General features: G+C 41.1%; 15 protein-coding genes. 5 read left to right on the forward strand and 10 right to left on the reverse strand.

Features of this window, described 5'->3' with window-relative positions; translation table 11 throughout:
- On the reverse strand, window positions 1-1,914 hold the full coding sequence (locus tag BUC20_RS12525; RefSeq protein WP_073231278.1) for an SPFH domain-containing protein: 1,914 nt from the start codon (window positions 1,912-1,914) through the stop codon (window positions 1-3).
- Between the two features lie 135 nt (window positions 1,915-2,049).
- Here BUC20_RS12525 and BUC20_RS12530 point away from each other — a divergent pair, with 135 nt between their 5' ends.
- Window positions 2,050-2,952, forward strand: a complete 903-nt coding sequence (locus tag BUC20_RS12530; RefSeq protein WP_073231280.1) for a hypothetical protein — start codon at window positions 2,050-2,052, stop codon at window positions 2,950-2,952.
- Window positions 2,953-2,956: 4 nt separating this feature from the next.
- Here the strand turns inward: BUC20_RS12530 and BUC20_RS12535 are convergent, their stop codons facing one another.
- A complete protein-coding gene (locus BUC20_RS12535; RefSeq protein WP_073231282.1) occupies window positions 2,957-3,733 on the reverse strand; it encodes a hypothetical protein in 777 nt (258 codons plus the stop codon).
- Between the two features lie 38 nt (window positions 3,734-3,771).
- On the opposite strand from BUC20_RS12535, the gene BUC20_RS12540 reads away from it, so the two are divergent.
- Complete coding sequence (locus BUC20_RS12540) at window positions 3,772-4,416, forward strand: bactofilin family protein (RefSeq protein ID WP_073231284.1); 645 nt, start codon at window positions 3,772-3,774, stop codon at window positions 4,414-4,416.
- 67 nt (window positions 4,417-4,483) lie between these two features.
- On the opposite strand, the gene BUC20_RS12545 is transcribed toward BUC20_RS12540, so the two are convergent.
- From BUC20_RS12545 to BUC20_RS12580, 8 genes are all read right to left on the reverse strand, one after another.
- Complete coding sequence (locus tag BUC20_RS12545) at window positions 4,484-7,762, reverse strand: TonB-dependent receptor (RefSeq protein ID WP_073231286.1); 3,279 nt, start codon at window positions 7,760-7,762, stop codon at window positions 4,484-4,486.
- A gap of 55 nt (window positions 7,763-7,817) precedes the next feature.
- A complete protein-coding gene (locus BUC20_RS12550; RefSeq protein WP_073231807.1) occupies window positions 7,818-8,780 on the reverse strand; it encodes an MBL fold metallo-hydrolase in 963 nt (320 codons plus the stop codon).
- Window positions 8,781-8,910: 130 nt separating this feature from the next.
- Window positions 8,911-10,566, reverse strand: a complete 1,656-nt coding sequence (locus BUC20_RS12555) for a discoidin domain-containing protein (RefSeq protein ID WP_084528786.1) — start codon at window positions 10,564-10,566, stop codon at window positions 8,911-8,913.
- Window positions 10,567-10,618: 52 nt separating this feature from the next.
- Window positions 10,619-12,265 carry a RagB/SusD family nutrient uptake outer membrane protein gene (locus tag BUC20_RS12560; RefSeq protein ID WP_073231288.1) on the reverse strand — a complete coding sequence of 549 codons (1,647 nt, stop codon included), beginning with the start codon at window positions 12,263-12,265 and terminating at the stop codon, window positions 10,619-10,621.
- Window positions 12,266-12,292: 27 nt separating this feature from the next.
- Window positions 12,293-15,625, reverse strand: coding sequence for a TonB-dependent receptor (locus tag BUC20_RS12565; RefSeq protein WP_084528788.1), 3,333 nt, complete (start codon window positions 15,623-15,625; stop codon window positions 12,293-12,295).
- 158 nt (window positions 15,626-15,783) lie between these two features.
- On the reverse strand, window positions 15,784-16,929 hold the full coding sequence (locus BUC20_RS12570; protein WP_073231292.1) for a FecR family protein: 1,146 nt from the start codon (window positions 16,927-16,929) through the stop codon (window positions 15,784-15,786).
- Between the two features lie 82 nt (window positions 16,930-17,011).
- Window positions 17,012-19,402 carry a hypothetical protein gene (locus tag BUC20_RS12575; RefSeq protein WP_073231294.1) on the reverse strand — a complete coding sequence of 797 codons (2,391 nt, stop codon included), beginning with the start codon at window positions 19,400-19,402 and terminating at the stop codon, window positions 17,012-17,014.
- 95 nt (window positions 19,403-19,497) lie between these two features.
- The gene (locus tag BUC20_RS12580; protein WP_073231296.1) at window positions 19,498-20,076 is read right to left on the reverse strand and encodes an RNA polymerase sigma factor; all 579 of its coding nucleotides are present in this window, start codon (window positions 20,074-20,076) and stop codon (window positions 19,498-19,500) included.
- A 184-nt stretch (window positions 20,077-20,260) separates the two neighbouring features.
- On the opposite strand from BUC20_RS12580, the gene BUC20_RS12585 reads away from it, so the two are divergent.
- From BUC20_RS12585 to BUC20_RS12595, 3 genes are all read left to right on the forward strand, one after another.
- Window positions 20,261-20,755 (forward strand): hypothetical protein, encoded by a 495-nt coding sequence (locus BUC20_RS12585; protein ID WP_073231298.1) that lies wholly within the window; start codon window positions 20,261-20,263, stop codon window positions 20,753-20,755.
- 74 nt (window positions 20,756-20,829) lie between these two features.
- Window positions 20,830-21,306: a DUF3347 domain-containing protein gene (locus tag BUC20_RS12590; protein WP_073231300.1), complete on the forward strand. Its 477-nt coding sequence runs from the start codon at window positions 20,830-20,832 to the stop codon at window positions 21,304-21,306.
- Between the two features lie 34 nt (window positions 21,307-21,340).
- Window positions 21,341-21,910 (forward strand): DUF3347 domain-containing protein, encoded by a 570-nt coding sequence (locus tag BUC20_RS12595; protein WP_073231302.1) that lies wholly within the window; start codon window positions 21,341-21,343, stop codon window positions 21,908-21,910.
- Window positions 21,911-21,912 lie beyond the last annotated feature (2 nt).

Below are 21,912 nucleotides of genomic sequence, written 5' to 3' on the forward strand. Positions count from 1 at the left end.
TTATTGTTCGCTGGTTTTTCCTTTTTCCTGCTGCATCATTTGCATGAGTTGCATTCCCATCAGGCCGCTCAGGCTTCCATCGCTGCCATTGCCACCACTAACGATCAGATCAGGTATGATTTTAATCCTTCCTTTTCCAATTTCCTCCGTGATTTTGAACCTCGTAAAATTGTCGCCACCCATGGCTTTTACCTGTAAGTCATACGCGTCGGCAGTAGATTTACCGATGGCCATGATCTTTTCGGCTTCGGCCAGACCTGTTTTCGCAATTTTCTCTGCATCGGCACTGGCATTGACTCTCGTCGCTTCTGCCTGTGCCCCAGCACGGGCTTTGGTAGCTTCTGCTTCAGCACCTGCCCGCATTTTCGTGGCGGTAGCTTCAGCGTCCACCTGTAGTTTTAAGCTGTTGGCATCACCTTCTGCTTTTTTCACGGTCGCATCTGCGGTACGCTGGGCAATTTCTACGTTTTGCTGTGCTTTCACGATCTCCTTTTGCATATCCGCAATAGCGGTTTCCTTTTCCATCCCCTGACGTTGTTCCTGGGCCATTCTCTGGATCTGATAGGTTTTTTGTTCCTCTTCCGCAATCTTACGGTCAGTCAGGGTTTTCATCAAAGATTCCGGAGGAAGAATGTCTCCGATCAGGGTATCTACGGCATTGACATTGTAATCGTCTAATACAGCCTTAATGTGCTCTTTTGCCGATTGCTGTCTTTCTTTACGGGTAATGAGGAAGCTGATCACATCGCTGTCCTGGGCAGAGTTCCGGAAATAGTTGCCAATGGTGGGTTCCAGCACCTGACTCACCAGGTTGCTCATGCTGCCAAATCGGGCGATGACTTTGGGTGCTTCCGTTGCAGGGATATGGATGATCTGGGAAACGTCCAGGTTAAAAGGAAAGCCATCCCTGGAACGAACAGTGATGGTACTGAGGTTCTTGTCCAGCTGATGCGATTCGTTCCTGGCATTCGCCCAGTTGAGCACAAGGTTAGTGGTAGGGACGAGTTCCACCTTCATAATGTATTTATTGAAAGGGTACTTTCCGGGTCCGTAAGCTTCCATCCAGACCCCACGCTGCCCTTTGCTGACGATGTTGCCATGTTTAAAGCTTTCCCCGCTAATGTCCTTCCCATCTTCCCCTATGTAACTGATAACTACACCCACGAAGCCAATAGGCACATCTGTCATCGGTATTTCTTCGATCTGGATTGCCCATGGGTTGATGTTGTAACTTCCGGCTAAAATGATGCTGGGTTGCAAACCACGGTTACCATTGTTCTTCAGAAAAATGTCAATGTCCTGAAAGTTATTATGACCGGTAACCTGCTTCCCTGCGATTTGTCCGCCTTCAATAGGAAGTCCGTCGAGGGTGGTGACAATCCCCACCATGTTTTCTTTGATGTTGACCATATCAGCGATGGTTACCGTAAAGGCAAAGACGTTGATACGGTAGGTCCCGGCGGTGATGTAAGAGGTCTGACGGCCTTTTTGTCCGTTGTTGTTCAGAAACTTCTCTGCGTCCTGAAAATTATCGGATTCGACTCTACGGCCAAGGATGGCGCCGGTAGGTATTTCTGCACCATCATTGGCAAGAATCAGCCCTATTTTCCCCTCGGGGATAATGGTGAAACCCTGCATACTTACGGAATACTGCCAGGGCCACATTCCCCAGTAAAGGCCGGGGGCGAGTGCTTTGGCCTGGAAGCCCGCCTCGCCTTTGGTGGCAATGATCCGGCCATCGGGCAATTCTTTGTCGCGGCCAAAAAGCACGAATTTCTTGGTCACCATTCCTACTTTGTTTTCAGGGACGATGACCATCCCCAGGAACACGCGTAAGATAAACTTGTAGAATAAGAGGGTGAAGAGCATGGCGGAGATCCACCAGTAGTTCAGAAAGATTTGATAGTAGTCCATGGTTGTTGGTTTTAAGTGTTAATTTTCTTTCAACTCAAACTTCATGAAATAAGTAAATATAAAAGTCTCAGATCAGTATTATATCGCTCTATTTTAATCTTATATTAGTATTATAAATAACCTTATCAACCTATTATGAATAAAGAAGACTTGCTGCACCTGGAGAAGCTGATGAACTTTATGGCCAGTAATTTTCTAAAGAAAAAGAGCTGGAAAGATGTTTCTAAATCTGAATGGAGCTATATCGTAGAAGAATTAAACGGATTGCTGCAGGAACGCGACCAGAAACAGCGCATAAACAGAGAGAGTGATCTGTTTGGAGCGAACTATTTGTATGAGCATCTGATTATCAATAAGCTGAAAGCCTACGAAAACAAGAGAGATCTGACTACGTTAAGCAAACCCAGCCTGAGCAAGCTGAGTCGTATAGTACAGGTGCTGGGTTATGATAACTACATTGATTTTATCAATTCTCATGATGAGGTTTTCAGTTTTAACGATTTAAAGATTGACATTCCTAAAGCAACAGTCAACCAAAAATTGCTGGATGAACTGGTTGGTTTATGGTATTCCTATAACCGGAATCTGCCCGATAATCCGGAGAAGATTCATGAAGAAAGGATCTGGCGCTCCTCTGTTGAAATTTATAAATCTGAATCTACAGGTGAGTATTTTATTGAAAGGAGTGGGGGAGATAACCATAAGTATTATGGGAAAATAACCTCATATGCGGATTATGTTTTTATCATCATGAACAGCAATACTTTTATCCGTCAGCGACACTTTATTTCACGTTTAAAGGACATTGGAGAGAAATTAAAACAAGCAAATTACAAGGTCGAAGAAATGCATTTCATCAGTACCTGTATCAGTTTTAATCAGGAGCCCATTGCTTTGTTTGAGATTTTTCAGAAGGCAAATACCACAAAAAACTATGTTGCAGATTCGGTGAGTTTTCCGATAGAAAGCAATGAACTTCCAGGGAGCGTAGTGGCTTATCTGAAGGATACCGAAGGGAACAGAATCAATTACAGGTAGCAACTTAATTGCAGTTGTACTTAAGGTCTGATAATACGGTAGGGGCCTGCTCAGGTAGTGTGCTGTCTGTAAACTGAATCACATTTCCCTGAGCATCTTTATAATAGATATAGGCACTGGTGATTCCTGAAATGGTAGCCTTGACAATTAGGTTCTTTAAGCCTTTTCCGAAGTAATTTTTTAATGGTTGAGTAAATTCTTCGGGGAAATTGACTACTTCCATCGCTATAAAGTTATCAGGGCAAAGTGTTGTGCCATAACCGAAGAAGAGCTCAGCATATCCAAACAGATCATCTCTTATGATACGGGTTACATTACCATTCTTATAAATGAACCTTGAAGTATATACCTCTTTATGCCTGGTTGAGGTCATTTTGGTCTGGACCAGATAACCTTCGCTATCATAAACATAACTCATGGTGACCCCAGGCGCATATTTCGGACTGGTTCTGGAAATGATCCTTTGCTTGTTGTCTAACTCATAAAATGTCTGGATAGGGGCATTCCCCAGATAGGTTTTTTCCTCTGTAATTCTTGCCAGACTGTAGGTGTAATTAAGTACGTAAGTACTGTCCACACTAACCTTGCTTATTCTTCCCTGTACATCATAAGTAAAATGGGCTTTCACTTTACCTGCAGCATATTTTGTTCCAGGTTTGGAAAATGTAACTTCCGACAGCTGGCAGTTATTTTTGGCCTGCTGCCCTTTTTTATTATCTTGGACACAAGATGAAATGATGGTAAAGGCAAGTAATAGCAGTACTGAAGCAAATCTTTTCATTGGATAAACAAGGTTACTCAATATTACGTTATATAAACATGAAAACAGAAATTTCTATAGCAGCATTTCTTGAGGCTTTAGACCAATTGGATAAAACGATGAGCGAGTCCATTGAGTCTGCTTGTGAAATGTTAGATGTGGCTTCTGAATATGATGATGACCCGCACCAGGTGTTATGGTATAAAAAACCAATTGAAAACTACGAAGACATTCTTTTAGTAGAAGGGCATAAGATCATTATTCTGGAGGATGATGTTCAGGCAGAAGGAGATGTTACTATTAAAGATTATGCGATTCTGATCGTTATGGGGAATCTTCAGGCAAAGAATATCATCGTAGATGGACACCTTTTTGTCATAGGTAATGTCACGTGTAAAGTGCTTTTCGGTGCTTCCGGGAATGATAATCAGACACATATCAGTGGTGATCTGGAATGTAAAAGTGTGATAGAAGATGGGCATTATACGCTCATCGAAGGAGAAATTATTGCGGATGAACTGATTTCTAATGCCAATTATATTATTGGTAAAAAAGGGCTGAAAGTCAAGGCTATTGTCGATTCAGCTATTAAAGATGGCCCACATAAACTTCATGCCTCGGTTCTTCATCCGGACAATTATTTTGATGAAGAAAAGTTTTTAAAACTCCTTTATTCAGGTGAGCCTTACCGGCTCATAGATTAGTGCAGTATAAATAAAAAAGGTGATGAGGGAAATTCCCCATCACCTTTTTTACTATAATCTTTTATGACTAGTTGAAGCGGTATTTGATACCAAACTGCATTCTCCACCTTGCGGTTTCGTCAATGCTGTTTGAGAACGTACTGACCATTGGCGAAGTACTCGTTGCATCCAGGTAAGGGAATGAGAAGGTTGGTTTACCCGTTTCTGCATCTATGCCTCTATAGTTTAATATTCCGTTTGCCCTGTTTGCAAATTTAGGAACACCCCATGTTTTGTTGAGCAGGTTTCCGAAATTGAAAACATCAAATGTGATTTGTAAAGAGTGTTTTTTGCTGCTGATGCTGGTAAATAAATCCTGTGCAATACGAAGGTCTAATGTACCTACCATATTTCCTACAAGGCCATTTCTTTCCGCGTACTTGCCTCTTCTTTTATTCAGATAGCTATCCTGATTAATGTAGCTGTCTAACTGTGACCAGATTTGAGCAGGTGTACGCAGATCAGTGATTTTAGTGGTAGTTTCGGGTACCAATAGAATTTCTGATTTGTCTCGTGGCACATAAATCAGGTCATTGCCTTTTAGACCATCATTGTTCAGGTCATCGGCATACGTATAGGAATACCTGAACCCATCCTGTAACTGATAGAACATCGAGATGGTTGTTCCCAGATGATTAATGTATTCTTTTCTATAAACCAAAGAGGCGATGAAACGGCTTTTTACCATATAGGTTGAGTAAGACATCGCATCCGAATTCGGATCTCCTGAAACCTGTCTGTCTCTCCACATGGATTGCGCAATTGTTCCTCCATCATTTACCGAACGGGAATCGGTATAGGTATAACCTGCGGTTGCAAAAAATCCTCCTTTGAACTCTTTAGAAAGTGTTCCTGTCAGGGAGAAGCTGTATCCTTTATTGGTATTGGTCATTACGATGGCCTCAGAAATGTTTGGTTTTGCCGGAGTTGGAGCATTTTCTCCATACATCCTTGAACTGCCATAAACGGGACGGTTATCTGCACCTACCAATGGCTTTGAGTCGTTGGTGTTCAGGTTCACGTTCCTGAAGTAAACAGAATTGAGGTCTTTTGAATATAAAGCTTCAAGTGTTCCGTTCAAACCTCCGGGAAGTTTCTGATCTATGGCCAGGTTGGAGCGCCATACCTGCATGAATTTAAAGTTGGGCTGGGTAACAGCAAGGCTGTAAGCTGTATTATTGGCGGCAGTAGATTTGTTTACATTTCTGTAAGCATCAACATCTGGCGTAAAAGGACGGTTTGTCGGCGTTTTAATAGATTCTGACCCAAACTGAACTCCATTATTGCTGGATTGATTGGAGATCCATACCAATGGAGGGCGACCTGTAAATAACCCTGTTCCACCACGAACCTGTGTTTTTCCTTCGTTATTTACATTCCAGTTAAAGCCTAGTCTTGGCGACCATAATATCGATGCTTTAGGATATTTGCTGACATCGATTTTCTCTCCGTTTACGAAGCTCAGGTTTTCTACATTCTCGTTCCTTAAAGTCGAAGAAGAAGAAATATCGGTTAAATCTGCACGTAGTCCGGCAGTTAATTTAAACTGATCGCTGATGGTAAAGGCATCCTGCACATAAAGACCGTAAATATTGGATTGTGTTTTGGCATAAGGGAAAGAACCATCAGGCATCACGGAATATTGAATGTTATAATTGGTGGCATTGGATACTCCGTTTTTGGCACTGTTGTAAAAATCATCCAGGCTTTTAAATGAATAGGCACCATAATAATTCGGGGCAAAACCATTTAAAGTTCTGTATCCTTCGTAGTTAAAACCAAGAGTAATTTCATGACGACCTGCATAAATGTTTAAGTTGTCCGTCACCTGATACACTTTGGTTTTTAAGGTGTTGAAAGCTGTGAATGGCTCGTAACCAAAAGCAGTAGACGAGGTTCCGTCGGAGTTCATGATATCTACAAGCGGAAATGGTTTCCCACCTTTAGATTCCCGGAAATCGTTCATGTTGTTAAATCCAACGGTTAGCTGATTGGAGATCTTATTGTTAACGCGGGTTCTGAACTCCAGGTTCAGGTTGTCCATGTTGTTGTTGATGCCATACCCTGCTGATTGGAAAGGAAGTCCTTGTCTGGATGGCTGACGGTTGTTTGCCGGTGCACCGCTGTTACTTGGCAGGATGTCTTTATAGGATCTGAAATAGAAGTATTTTAAACTTAAAGTATTCTTATCGTCGATGTTGTAATCTACTTTTGCCGATAATTTATCACTACGGGTATTCAGTGCATAATTCTGGTACGGTCCGGGATTATAACCAAGTCCTTGTAAAAAGCCGGTTAGTGCATCTAAATCTTCGGCTTTAACCTGAGAGACATTTGGACCGGTACTGCTACCACGGGAAGCCACAAAGCCAGTTCCCGGATCGGTACGTCTTTCCAGTTCACCACTTAAGAAGAAGAACAATTTATTTTTGATGATCGGTCCTCCTAAGGTCAATCCATAGCCTTTCAGGCTGAAATTTGTTACCGGTGCTTTTAAACCTGCATAGTTATAATCGTTTACCAGGTCCTGATTTCTGAAGTAAGTGTTTAAAGTTCCCTGAAATTCATTGGTTCCACTTTTCGTTACAGCATTGATTGCTGCCCCTGTGAAGCCACTCTGACGAATGTCATAAGGTGCAATGTTTACATTGATCTCTTCAAATGCATCCATGTTAATTGGCTGAGAACCGGTTTGACTACCGATTGTTCCCTGTAAACCAAAAGCATTGTTAAACAAGGCTCCATCTACGGTAAAGTTATTACCTACATTACTTCTTCCGGCAAAACTCGGACTTCCAAACTGAACTGAAAACTGAGGAGTAAGCTTCACGAAATCCGTAAAACTCCTGTTTAACGTAGGCAAGTTCTGAATGGCTGTTCTTGAGATGTTTTGAGCTGCGCCTGTTCTACCGGAGTTGAAGACTTTGCTTTGTGTGGCCGTAACGGTTACTTCCGAAAGGTTATTGGCATCTTCGCTCAATTTAACATTTAAAGTAGAGTTCTGACTCAGAGCCAGTTTTTCTACACGGTCGGTATTGCTTTTATAACCAACAAAGGAAACGGTAATCGAATAAGGACCACCAATTCGCATGGCTGGAAGGTTATAGCGTCCGTCGGATCTGGTAGAGGTGGCATATTTTGTTCCTGATGGCTCGTGAACCGCAATAACCGAGGCACCGACAATCGGTCCCTGGGCATCTGTGACTGTACCATTGATGGAAGCTGTAGTTTCATTTTGTGCCCGAACGAATTGCCCGCTGAGCATCAAAAAAGCAGTAAACAAAATCAGTAGTAGATTTCTTTTCATGAAGTTTTTTTCTGCAAAATTACTTCTTGAAATCAGTTCTTAAGGCAATTTCATGTTAATTTATTATTAACATCCGCCCTTGTTGTGGGAAAATTAACTTTAAATTTAACTCGTTTGCTGCTTTTAACTGTTTTTTGATTCTTTCTTCTTTATAAATTGGCGGCTTGCGGTGCGTGATGATAAAGGAAAGTTTTTTGAAAGCAGTTGCATCAGTTAGTTTTTGTAATTGCTGCAGCTCTTTAAAGAAAAGCTTTGGAGTAAGGTGTCCAAAAAGTTGATTTTCGGGTTGTTCATTTGGAAAGGAGACTTCTAGAAATATCGCCTTTAACTGTCCTGAATTCACTAATGGAGCGGCTTTTTGCCATAATTTATGTAACCTGTCGGACTTTTCGATCTCATCAGCGCCGGTATCTCCCAAATATAAAACATAACTATCCTTTGCTTTTACCAGAAAAGCCGTGCTTTGATAAGGATTGCCATGACTGAGTATGTAGGCCTGAACGGTCATTTCAGTTCCCTCCAAAGTTTGCGACTGATCTTCTTCAAGAGGAGTATAAGTATATTTTTTGAGTTGTGGTTTTTCTCCTTCATTGGCAAAATTTGCCCAGGCATCCCAGGTAAAGTATTTATCCCTGATGATGTTTAAAACTTTCGGCATGGAATAGATGTTCTTGGAACTATCGGCCGGGGAATTGATGATCAGGCCAGCCAGATGGTCGAGATGGGCATGGGAGATGAGGTAGCCCTTTACTTGTTTTTTAAGTACATCCTGAGTTGAACCTTTGAAGATGCCACCTTGAATTGCTTTTTGAATACCTGCATGAATTGTTCCTGCATCAAGGGCAATATAGTTGTCGCTATGAAGAGGAGCAAGGAGGTAGGCTGAGAGGTTACTTTCATCATCGCCACCCTTAACACCAAGGGGAACGATTTTAAAGGAGGTATTTATCTGTTGGGACCAGGAATTAAATCCGGTAATCAACAGGAGAAACAAAATGTAACGTATTTTAATTAACATATTCGGGTAAGGAATGGGTTCCAAAGATACTAAAAACAGGTATGTGACCAGCATACCTGTTTAAACTTAACCTAACCGAAGGTTATAACTGAGAGCGGTAATATCTTTATTATGGTCATTTTATGTCTATCTATTCATTAAATGCGGCGATTTCAGCAATGTTCGCGGCGCCAGTTCCGTTCCATGCGGAATTGACCACGAGCTTAACATACCTGGCATTTCTCGCTGCTGATAAATAAACATGCTGAGGTCCTGCAATTTGTTTCAATACATAGTTTCCGGCAGTCGACCAATTTGTTCCATCCGTACTGGTAAGTAATTCAATGTCTTTACTTTTTGTCTCATAACGGGATTCCATAGCAATGGTAAAACCGGTGATTTGTAATGGAGCCTTCATGTCGATAGCTACATAATGCGGATGAACGGCGGCTGGTGAACTCCATCTGGATATCCAGGAGCTATTAAAACTCCCATCAATGATGTTTGATGCTTTACCATCGTCACCACTGGTTTGATTGGAACTGAAGTTGAGGATGGACCAGTTGCTCCTGTTATACTGGCTGGCTTTCTGTCCGAAGTCAATCACAGGAATACCGGCATTAAATACATAGGGATAAACAGTTTCTTTTACATTGCCGTTATCGTTTACGAGCTTAACTTTAAGTTCGTAAACCATTCCATCTGTTTTATATTTTAACTCTGAAATAGGCATTTCGACATAAAAACTATCTATTCCAATGGTTTTAGACTCCCATGTGGTTGCGTTGTAATCTTTATTTGTACCTGTCCCTTCATTGTTAACGTTCGGGTCATTGTAATAAAGGACACTGGTTACCTGTCCATCTGTACTGAACCTTCCGGAAACAACAATGGCTCCTTTAGCAGGCACATAATCTGCATGAACCCTTGTAATGGCCGAATTCACTGCAGCGTAATAGGTTTTTGTGTCTGTGTTAAAGACTTGATTTACATTTAATACGGCCGCATCAGCAGCGGTTAAGAAAGTAGGTGATTTCCCTAAGGTGCCATTACCACCCCACATTAAAGCCATTCCTTTCAGCGGGTCTGTATTTTCTGAAACTTTCTGGCAGTTGTGAGGGAGGTTGAGTCCATGCCCTAACTCGTGCATTAAACCACCAAACCAAACACTGAATGCATCTCCAAGGATACCTGAAGCACCCAGGTGCTTCAGGTCCATTTCTTCATAGTCAAGCGCAAAACAGGTTTTTCCTATGCCATAGAACGGAGGCCCAAATGCACCTCCACCTGGGGTCCCATCTGTTTTCATGAAATAGGCAGGAACGATGATAAGGTTATGATCTCCTGTTTTAAGTGTTGGATTTGCCGTAAAGAAAGCATTGACTTCTGTGACAATGTTTCCGGATCCACCATCGTATTTGTATTCTGACTTGCTTTTGGTTCCCTGAATGATAATCAGTCTGACATTTTTCTTTGCAGCATCGGTAAATAAACCAAAAGTTTTATTAGGGTAACCATTTAAGGTCATTTGTTCTTTATACCAGTTCTGGCCCCATAATAAGAGGTCACTCAGACGTTTTTGATAGTTGACAACAGGATTTACATCAGCGGGAACAAAATAAATCACATTTAAGTTATAAGATCTGTCTGAACTGAAGTTACCGGGAGAAGGGCCAGAGGTTCCTGTTGATAGCGTGGTTTCAGGGGGAGGTGTTTCTGTTCCTGTAGTTGGCACATCTGACTTCTTGCAGGCGACAAATGCAGTGCATAGGATGCCCAGCAAAAACATTGTTTTCGAAATTTTCATAAGGTTTATGTTAGGTTTTTATTGAGATTTTAAGCCATTGATTTCATCTTGTTTACCAGCCTTCGGTTTGTTGAAAATCCGGATTTTTACCTCTGAGTTTATCAATCTCGGCCTGCGGAACGGGTAATAGATAATGCTTGTCCGGATTAAAGACCCTTTTTTGCGCTTCAAAATAAGTGAAGGTGGTATCTGTCGGGTTTGTAGAAGAGAGAGTGTAATTTACTCCAAATACAGGTCTGTTATCTACTACTTCAGCAATTTTCCATCTTCTGACATCCCAAAATCGAATGCCTTCGAAAGCCATCTCAATACGTCTTTCATGTCTGATGGCTGCTCGCATTCCTTCTTTGCTTAAACCGGTTGCCAGATCCGGCATACCTGCGCGTTTACGAATTTCGTTGACCGCAGCATATACTTCCTGACCAACCCCATCCAATTCATTCTTTGCCTCAGCATAGTTCAGTAATAACTCTGCAGTTCTGAAGATGGCAAAAGATTTATTTACTCCGCCACTTCCATTCGCAAGATTTAGCCCTTCTGTCATATATTTTCTCCACCAGTAGTTGGTTCCTGGTTCGTTGGCATTGTCTTTATCATTTGTATAGATATTTAAAGTTCTGTTTTTCCACCTGGCACCTGGGTACAATACGGTTGCATAGAATCTCGGATCTCTACCCTTATAGGGGTGTTTGGGATCCCAATTTGAACCTGGTTCGGTGATTGGTAATCCATTTTTCATTTCAAAATCGTTTACCAGATCCTGAATCGGACCACTATTTGACCAGCCGCTATAACCTAATGGTTGCATTACCTGATCTATGCCTGATCCGGAGCCTGTTCCTATATTTCTTCCCCAGATACATTCTGTGTTTGCATATTTAAGAAAAGCATCTGCGAATTTAGGTTCCAGTAAGTAGCCATTGCTTTTTGCTGCATCAAGAGCATCTTTTGCCATATCTGTTGCTTTTTGCCAGCGCGACTGATCGTTAGCAGGATTAAAGAGAGGGCTTGCATAATAAAGATACATTCTGGATTTTATGGCCCGACAAATCGTTTTGGTTGCACGTCCCCAAAGTCCAGTGTTTTCGTGTTTGGCAGGAAGTAGTGACATTGCTGCATCAAGGTCATTAGCGATGAATTCAATGACCTCATTTAAAGGGCTTCTTTTTAAGAAAACAGCATCACCATCTGTTGCCGGCGACAACAGTTTATCATTTAAAGGGATTTTTCCCCAACCCCTGAACAGTACAAAATGATAGAATCCGCGCAGCATCAGGGCTTCTCCTTTCATCCTGGTTTTGCGGCTGGGGTCATCAGGATCTTCTGGAATATTGTCGAAATTTGCAAGGAAAATATTGCAGGCACGGATTTTTATATTGGCATTGGTCCAGTCATCACCTAGTGGAGAGAAATTGCTCGGATTCCATGCGCCGGTATTGAACAGGACAGCCCCGTTTGCCCATCTTTGCCTGGCCTCATCTGTCATTGCTCCGGTAATGTAAGAATTGCCACTGGCATAGTTCCAGGAAGGAATAGCACTATAAATGTTATTGATGAATCCTTCAGCATTATTTATGTTACCGAAGACTTCTTTTTCATTGATATAGTCACTTGGGACCCGATCCAGGAAACTCTTTTTACAGGAAACAATGGTAAGGACTGTCAGAAGAATATATATGGAATAAAGATGTTTTTTCATGTCTTAAAGATTTGGAGGTTACACCGATTAGAAATTCATTGATAAACCAAGGTTGTATACTTTCATTGTAGGATATAAGGCTGCTCCGTTAGCGGTCTGCTCAGGATCATAGTCTTTATACGGAAGCTTATCCCAGGTGGCCAGGTTCAGTCCGTTTGCAAAAATTCTGAAAGAGCTGATCTTTAATCTGTGCAGGACAGACTTAGGAAGAGAATATCCAAGTTCCAGGTTTTTTAGTTTTATGTAGTTGGAACTATAGATAAAGAAAGTACTCAACTGAGCATTGTTCTGACCACCTGCCAGACTGTAATGTACAGATGGGTAGGTAGCTGTACCTGCTGTTTCCGGAGTCCAGACTTCTGATAAACGGTTTGGACCAAGGTATGGTACATTGGTTTTCCCGCTCAGGGATCCCTGAATCAGAACACTGACATCAAAACCTTTCCATCCAAAGCCTAGTGAAGCTCCAAATACATTGTTTGGGAAATTATTGGTTTGTATAGCCACCCGGTCATTTTCATTAATGACATTGTCGTTATTCATGTCACGATAACGTATGTCACCAGGAATTACACTCCCTGCAAAACTTTGTTTGGGAGCGGCATTAATTTCATCCTGATTTCTGAATAAGCCTTCCGAAATGTATCCCAGCTGATAACCTACAGGCTGGCCTGTAAGTGCCTGGTAAGGATAGGCAAGTTCAGGTTCATCTCTGGCCAGAACTTTATTCTTATTGTATGTCCAGTTTACATATCCAAAGACATTTACCTTTTTTACGTTTGTATTGAAATTCAGGGAGGCTTCAAAACCTTGGTTCAAAACCTTTCCCACGTTAATTGCAGCGAGCCCTGTGATGCCGAGATAGGTAGGAATCGTTTGTGGAGTCGTTAATATATTTGTTCTGTTTTCTCTGAATACGTCAACCTCTAATTTCAATTTATTATTGAAAAATCCTGTCTCCAGACCTATATTGGATTTCTGCGCACGTTCCCAGGTTACATTGGGATTCCCAGTGCGGTTTACATTATATCCTGAATTGAATTGAGGAGTGGTCCCAAAATCAAAACCATCAATTCTGGTGTAGTCAGAAATGAAAAGCCATCTTTGGGCTACATTGTTGACGATAATATTGTCATTTCCTACGTAACCGAAGGATCCCCGAAGTTTTAAATAATTCATGGTTTTCGATTTAAACCAGGGCTCTGAAGAAATTACCCATCCAGCGGATACAGCAGGGAAGAATCCGTAACGGTTTCCTTTAGGAAAGTTTTCAGAACCATTATAGCCCATATTGAACTCGGCAAAATATCTGGAATCGAAATTGTAGGCAAAGTGGCCAACAAAACCTTCATAAGCCTTAGGCAAATCTGACTTCACAGAAGTATAGTTCCGGTTGAATAGGGCTAAAGCTGAAACCCCATGTTTACCAAAGGTCCTGTCATACTGCACTTGAAGATTGTAATAATAGTACCTATTTCCCAATACCTCATTGGTTTTTGTCAAGGATGACTTTTGTGAAAATGGAATATAGGTTTCCTGCCCGGTTATAGGATCTTTACGGTACCTGTAGGCATCAAAGCTCTGGGTTTGCTTATAGTTGATGGCACCGTAATTTTCGAAAGTATATAAAGCTTTTGCACTTAGTCCCTGAGTTAGGATGTCCAGTTTGTGGTTAATTTCTATCGTTCCATTTGTATTGTGTCCAAAATTGTCGAAATATCCACTTTCTTTGATTGCTCCCAATGGATTTCGGGTATCTGAGGCATTAACACGGCCGGCGGCATAAGATCCGTCGGGGTTGAATACTGGTGTGGTATAGTTCTGGATCAGATTTACTGCACTAAAGACACCACTGTAATCTGGGCCAGGACCTGTTCTTTGTTCTATTCTTGAGCCCAGATCAACCCTTACATTCATCATTTCGGTAGCTTTGATGTCGATATTCGACCTGAAATTGTATCGGTCAAATTTCTGTTTGACACCGTAAATGTTGTCATTTGCTCCCTTAAATAAGGTCCCCTGACTAAGATAACCCAGGGAGACAAAATATCTGACGTTACTGTTACCGCCATTCATATTAGCATTGTATTGTTGCTGAGGAGTGCTCGGTTCGAAAATGGTTTTATACCAGTTTACGTCAGGATAAGTATAAGGATCCGATTGGTTTCTGAACAGTTCTATCTCCTGATCAGTCCAGATGAGGTTGGTTTTGTCATTTTTGGAGCCCTGGTTGTCCAGCATCGCTTTCTGATAGCTGCTGAAGCGTTCAGGTAAACGTTGAGGACTCTGCAGGCCATACTGAGCATTAAACTGAATGCTTGTTTTCTGGATTGCACCTCGTTTGGTAGTTACGAGGATTACTCCGTTTGCACCCTGAATTCCATACAAAGAAGTAGAAGCTGCATCTTTCAGGATGCTGATGGAAGCCACCTCATTTACATCAATATCTCCAAAGTTTGCATCACCTCTTGGCAGACCATCAATTACAATGAGTGGGCTCCTGCCGCCCCCATAGGTGCTGATTCCGCGAATGTAAATGGCAGAACCGTCAGATCCCGGAATTCCAGAAGATTGAACTGTGGTTAAGCCAGGAAGTCTCCCTGCCAGAGCATTACTTAAGTTGGAAACCGGACTTTGTTTCAGTTCCTTGGTTTGTATGGTTGAAATGGAAGAAGTTACACTGATTTTTTTCTGCGTTTGTCCAAAACCGGAAATGACTACTTCATTTAAACTCCCGCTTTCGGCAAGTAGCTGGATCAGCATTTCTGATTTGGGATTGGCGAGAATTTCCTGCGTTACATAACTAATAAAGGAGATTTGAAGGATGGCACCCGCTTCGACATTTTTAAGCAGGAAATATCCGCTTGAATTGGTTACCGTAGTTATGTTTGTTCCTTTAATTTTAATGGTTGCACCAGGAAGCCCGATACCACTTTCGTCAATTACTTTTCCCTTGATGTCTTCCGCTTTTGAGATCTCGGGGTCTATCGATAAAGGTGTTTTTCTATCTCTGATAATGATGGTGGCTGCTTCGATAGAATAATCAATAGGCTGGTCCCGGAAACAAAGATCCAGGGCAGCAGCAAGTGCCATGTCTTTTACATGGATGGTTATTGCCCTGGTTTTTTTTAGTTTGCTGGTATTATAAATAATGTCGAAGCCGCTTTGTTCACTGATTTTTTCCAGAATTTTCTCGAGAGGGGCATTTTTCTCTATAATTGTCACGTTTTTTTGTGCCAGGGTGTCGGCACTTACCTGGAAAAAGAGCGCGAAAATTAGGAAGGTGGTTAACTTCATGGTCAGAACAATCTTATTCCTCATACAGGAATCCCCGTACGAATTAGAATCGTAAAATTTCATACATTTGAATGGTTTAGGTTTTGATGCCCTTTTGATCAGACACCCGTGTTTGGTTGATAGTTGTCGCAATAATTATCGTTGGGCAGTATAAACCAGACTCTTTCCGGGAGTGTTTGCAGCACTTCCGGTCTTTTCCGTTTTTGCGCCCTGGTTAAAGGTTATGGCATAACGGTTATCCTCCTTCCTTCAACTTTAAAATGAACATCGCCTGTTAGGGTTAATATTCTGAGTGCATCTTTTAATGATTTTGATCTGGATACTTTGCCACCAAAATGAAGACCTTCCAGATCACCCTGATAGACAACCTCAATGTCATACCATCTGGCGAGTTTGCGCATGACACTCTTGATGTCTTCTTCTTTAAATATAAAACGACCATCTTTCCAGTCTATCGCTGCTTTTGTATCTACTTCCTGAACTTCAATTGCTTTTTCAGTGAGTACAGACTGCTGACCGGGTTTTAAATAAATGAGTCCGGTTTTCATGCCATCTGAAGCAAAGCTTCTTTCTACACTTACACGGCCCTCCAGTAAAGTAGTTTTAATCGCCTGTTCGTCCTCATAAGCGTTGACATTAAAATGTGTGCCTAAAACCGCAATCTGTTGGCGGTTTGTTTTTACAACAAAGGGTTTACCTGCCTGATGAGTTACTTCAAAATAACCTTCTCCGGTGAGTTCCACTTTTCGTTCTTTTCCATTGAATACCGTTTGGTATTTTAAGGAGGATGCCGAGTTTAGCCAGACAATTGTTCCATCAGATAGATTTACCTGATATTGCCCCCCTCTTGGTGTTTCAATCTTGTTAAAGCTTGCTGGTTGTAGCGGCGCAGCCCCAGTTTCTTCTTTTAAAATGGTATACACAAGTTGGCCGTCTGTTGTTTTCGAGATTTTTATTCCGGATTGTAACAGGAGTTCCCCATTTTTAGTGTCGTCCAGGCTGATTTTTTTGCCATTGGCTAAGGTGAGGACGGCTTTGTTCCCACCTGGCAGAATTTGATTTGTGGTAACATTTTGTTCGTTCTGCGTGGAACGGTATTCCTTATAAAAATAAACAGCAACAGATAGAGTCAGGAAAACCATTGCGGCAGCAGCGATTCGTGGCCATAATCGGAATGGTGGTTTCGTATTTTCTGAGATGGAGGCCCACATCTTCTCCTGTCCTGACAAAAGCGCTTCATCGGTTAATTCTGTAACTTCATTTTGATTCAGTTGATGAAACCAGTTTCGTAACAATATCATTTCTTCTTCGGTACAGTCTCCTATACGGTATCTTTCCAGTAATTCCTCAGCGTTTCTTTTGGTCATGTCAAGTGTATATTTTGATCCGGATTATAACCATGACGGATCATACAGCGTCAGGGGGTACAATGGTGAAAAATAAATTTTATTATCTTTTGCTAAACCAGCTTATTCCGGCAGGAATCGATGTTTCCTGCTTCCAGCCTGGTATACTGACCTTGCACTTTTTTTTCAGGTTGAAGTGGGCTTTAAAAAGACGGTCGTCTGCGGAATTCAAAACCAAGTAGTTTCCTTTTTTTATGACACTGCAATTGTAGGTCAGCAATGTTCCGTCGTTTCTTTCCAGGACATAAGCTTTTCCAAGAGCAACTTCTTCCATACATTTGAAAATTTCATGAACATCATTGTCACTGGTGTTTGCCTGAAACCAGTCTGAAACCATATCAACATATTGCTCACCGATAATGATGGGCTTTGTTTTTCCTTCTTCTGCTTTAAACTGATTGTTATTGTATTTATCCTCACTTGTACCTGGGAAATTCTCACTTGATTGTACTGTATTTACGTAAGGGTCGATTACAAATGCCCATCTGAGTTTTCCTGACTTTGAATCAATGGTCTGTGCGCAGGATCCCACAGCATTCATGGTTTGAATAAGGTAATCTTCTTTACCTGTTAAAAGGTAGAGATAATGTGTGGCATATGCTCTCCAGGCAGACCAGCCATGGGGAGAGCTCAACATGTTTTTACCGAGCATTACATCATATTGAGCCTCCCAAAACCTCAATGTTCCATTCCGAATTCTACTATCGGGAACGATGAGCTGGGTTAAACTTCTGTGAGAATTAATGAAATCCTCAGCCATTTTTGTATATCGGTTTCTCTCTTCTATGTTGTCCTGTAAAAGGGCAAAAGCAGCAATTTGTAATGCTGTACAGGAAATCATTCCATCTTCAAAAGTACCTTCGCCTTCTGTTTCAATCGCAGACATACCCAGCATTAGCTGATCTACAGCCTTTTTGGCAGACAGATAATGCTTCTGATAATTGTTTTTCCAAAAGAGATCTGTTTTTCCCAGCTCCTTTTCTGCTTCTGCAAGTTCCAGTATGCTTTTCGCGATATAAATTACGCTGGTATAGTGGGTATGTCCATTGCGGTAAGCGCCATCTGCACTCTGTGAAGGAATGATGACGTGGTCAGCAAGTCTGGCTGCCAGACTTAAATCGCTGATGTTTTTCAATGCCCTGTATTTATCTACAAGAATACCGATGGTAGTGCTGGTATTCTGAATCCGACTTGCATTGGTGATCTTTTTAGGTACCGCATTTACAGTATCGTACATCAGGCTCATGACCTTACTAAACTGTTCATTACTTTGTTTTAATTTTTCGGCATTGGGGTAATAAATCTGGGCCAGATAAGCGGAGTAAAATCCATACCAGTTTTCACAGTTCCAACTTGCCTTTTGAGTGTAAATTAATGCGGCTTCCCTTGCTTTTTGAAGATACCATCCCCATGGTTCACTGACGGTAATCTTAGCCTCTGTGATTCGGTTTTGATGATTTGCTGTTAAAGTATACACTCCAGTTTCATTTGAGGGGATAACGGAGAAGAAAGCAATCCCTGATTTGATGGTTTTTGCCTTGATATTTTTTACTGTACCGGAGGGGGCGGTTAGTTTAAGTTGACTGGTGCCACTATTGTATACTTTTACCTCAAATGGCTTACCTTTTTCTAAAGTCGTTTGTCTGATCTCAAATGAAGGAGCCTTGTGGATTTTCGTTAACGTTTTGGCAACATCTTCCAAGGTAGAAATGTTCACCAGGTAAAAGGACCATTTTTTTGTTTGCCCGGGTTTTAAAGAACTGCTGTTTTGAGGATGACGCTGTGGGAGAGGTCCGGTATTGATTAGATCCAGGTTACTGCTGTAAATGCGGTGTCCCCAAAAGAAAACTTCCTTGCTCCCATATCCAAAGTTATAATTCAGACTCCATGATGCAATTGGATCCGGGGAGGCAAGCCCAAGTATATTCCCGTTGGGATTCATCATGTAACCCCAGAAATGTGTTTTCTCAGCCCTGAGTAATGTGGGGAAATATACATCATTCCATTGAGGATAGCTTTCCATGTAATTACTGATCCCCATTCTCAGTCCTAATTTTTCGGGACTGAATTCCTTTCCTGAATTATTAGTTACTATCGCGTTGATTTGCAATTTATCTTCCAGTAAAACGTAGGAAAGATGGAAATGAATGTCTTTGTAATTACCTGTAAAGGTGTTTTCGGAGCTGCGCTTGATAGCAATGTTTTCTTCCTTGTTTTGTTCGGACAGATACCACCTGAAGCCTTTATATTCCTTTTCAGGCAGGGGGATATTTTCCCATTTTTTATTTCTGTTGATTTTAAGGTCTTTAAGTGTGCCATCTTGTAGAAGATCCAGTTTCCAATAAGCATTTTGTAAGAGCGATTGAGCACTTAGACTGAGAGAGAAAGATAGGCTGAGTATAAATGTCAGATAAAAACGAGTAAGGTTATTCATGATAAGATTAAGCTATTTTTGATGGAACCATTTTGTGTATCAGGTAATTTTAAACAAGACGGTCGGGAAAGGAAGAAGGGGTACAGCAGAAAAAATTAATTGTTGATGTAGAACATCAGGTAGACAATGATTCCCAGCTTTACCCGAAGTATACGTAACGCTCTTTTAATTTGTGTGGTAATGGTGTGTTCAGAAAGACCGAGCTTGTCAGCAATTTCTTTATGGCTCATAAATTCCTTCCTGCTCATTTCGAAGATTTCTTTCATCCTTGGAGGCAGGTTACTGATTTCCTTTTCTATTAAGATTGTCAGTTCTTTTTCCCTGATGAGGTGGTCTGTTGCAGATTCATTATGATTGAGGAAACTTTGTAAGGAATTGATGTAAACGGCAGATATTTTATGATGAGCAAAAAGGTCGAAAGACCTGTTTCTAACGGCAGTATAAAGATATCCGGCAAGACTGGTACTGAGTTGAAAGCCTGACCGGTTATTCCATAGTTTGATAAATGTTTCCTGGACAACGTCTTGAGCCTCTTCTTTATCCTTTAATTTTTTGAAGGCGTAAATGTAGAGCAGGCTATTATAGCGATCGTAAATTTCTGTAAAAGCAGAGCGATCATCAGACTTCAGCAAGCCCGATAATTCGGCATCTGTCAGTTGACTGTAAATGGCCATAATTAATTTTCCCCTTTTCGAATTTAGAACTAATATTCTTTTATGCAACAAGATTTCAAATTTATTGTGTGCTACCCAGGCCGACTATAATACTGGAATTACTGTTTCAGATACCGGATAGGATATAAAATTTTCGCGGAATTATGTAAAATGTTGTTGGAGAACTGATTTAACTTTGTATGTGATGAACAGAAACTCCGGCATACAGCGAAAGGCAGCCTTCTTACTGATCGTATTTCTTCTGAATACGGTAGTAGGTTTTGCCTGTTCAGTAGGTATGAATATGGGAGTAGCTGAAGCTCATCATCATGATCAGAAAGTTGAAAATCATCATCATGATCACGGAGATGGTGAGAAAGAAGATCATTCTTCTTCAATAAATGAACATCATTCAAATCATGATCATTCTTCAAAACATCATCATTCTTCAGAAACAGAAAAAACAGCTGATGATTGTTGTACAGATCAGGTTCAAAAAATAGAACGGGCTGACAAACTGAGTCCTCCTGTTTTAGAATTCAATCATTATCAGCCATTTTTTACCCTCATTTATCCCAATTTCTTTCATTTAGAAGCTTCGGTGTCTTCTTTGGAAATCTTGCGTCCCAAACATCTTGCCAGGGACTATCATCCCCCCATTCCTGACATCAGGATTGCCGTACAAAGTTTTCAGATTTGAGATGATGTTTTAACAGCGTTTTCAGGCGGGTAATTACTCGTCTTATTTGCTTTTTAACATTAAACTCTATTAAAATGAAACAGATATTTCTTATCGTTGCTTTTGTTGCAACCTTCTCTGTGCAAAATGGTTTTGCGCAGAACACTAATAACAATGGCTCCAAAGCGGGTCAGTTACTTGATCTTTATTACGAGATCAAAGATGCCCTGGTAAAGGGTAATCCTGCTCTTGCAGCTACTAAAGCCGAAGAGTTTTCAAAATCGGCTGCCAATGTAAAAGATCTTCCCGAGTCTGATCGCAAAGCATTGCTTAAAGATGCTGCTGCTCTGTCTGCCACAAAAGATCTGAAAGAACAAAGGACTTCTTTTGCAGGCTTTTCCGAGCATATGTTTGCGCTGGCACAGTCTGTAAAGCTTAGTGCTGATCCCATTTATAAGATCTACTGTCCGATGAAAAAGGTAAACTGGCTGAGCAAAGAGTCTGCCATCAAAAATCCTTATTACGGAAGCGCAATGCTGACCTGCGGAAAAGTAACTGAAACATTAAAATAATCTGTAAAAATTAACTTATCTTAATCTTATAAAAATGAAACTATTCATCTTTAGTACACTGCTTTCTACCTTATTTCTTGCTGCATGCAGCAATAGCGGTTCTACGACTAATACAGCGTCAGCACAAAATGATACCACTACTTCAACCGCTCCTGTAGCACAAACAAAAGCTGCTCCGGCAGATGGAATTATAAATGGCTATCTGCAATTAAAAAACGCATTAGTTGCAGATGATGATAAAGCCGCAGGCGAGGCGGGAAAAGTCATGACAAAAGCACTCAATGCATTTGATAAATCTGCTTTAAGCGCTGATCAGGCTAAAGTTTATAATGATATAGAAGGAACTGTGAAAGAGCATGCAGCACATATCGGAGATAATGTGGGTAATATTCACCATCAGAGAGAACATTTTGAAAGCTTAAGTCAGGATATCTATGACCTGGCAAAGGCAGTAGGAACCGGACAGAAGTTATATTTTGACCATTGCCCGATGTATAATAACAATAAGGGAGCGAACTGGATTAGTGAAGTAAAAGAGATCCGGAATCCATATTTAGGAAAATCAATGCCTGACTGTGGATCAGTAAAAGAAGAACTTAATTAGAC

The sequence above is a fragment of the Pedobacter caeni genome (assembly GCF_900129215.1).
Lineage (GTDB): Bacteria > Bacteroidota > Bacteroidia > Sphingobacteriales > Sphingobacteriaceae > Pedobacter > Pedobacter caeni.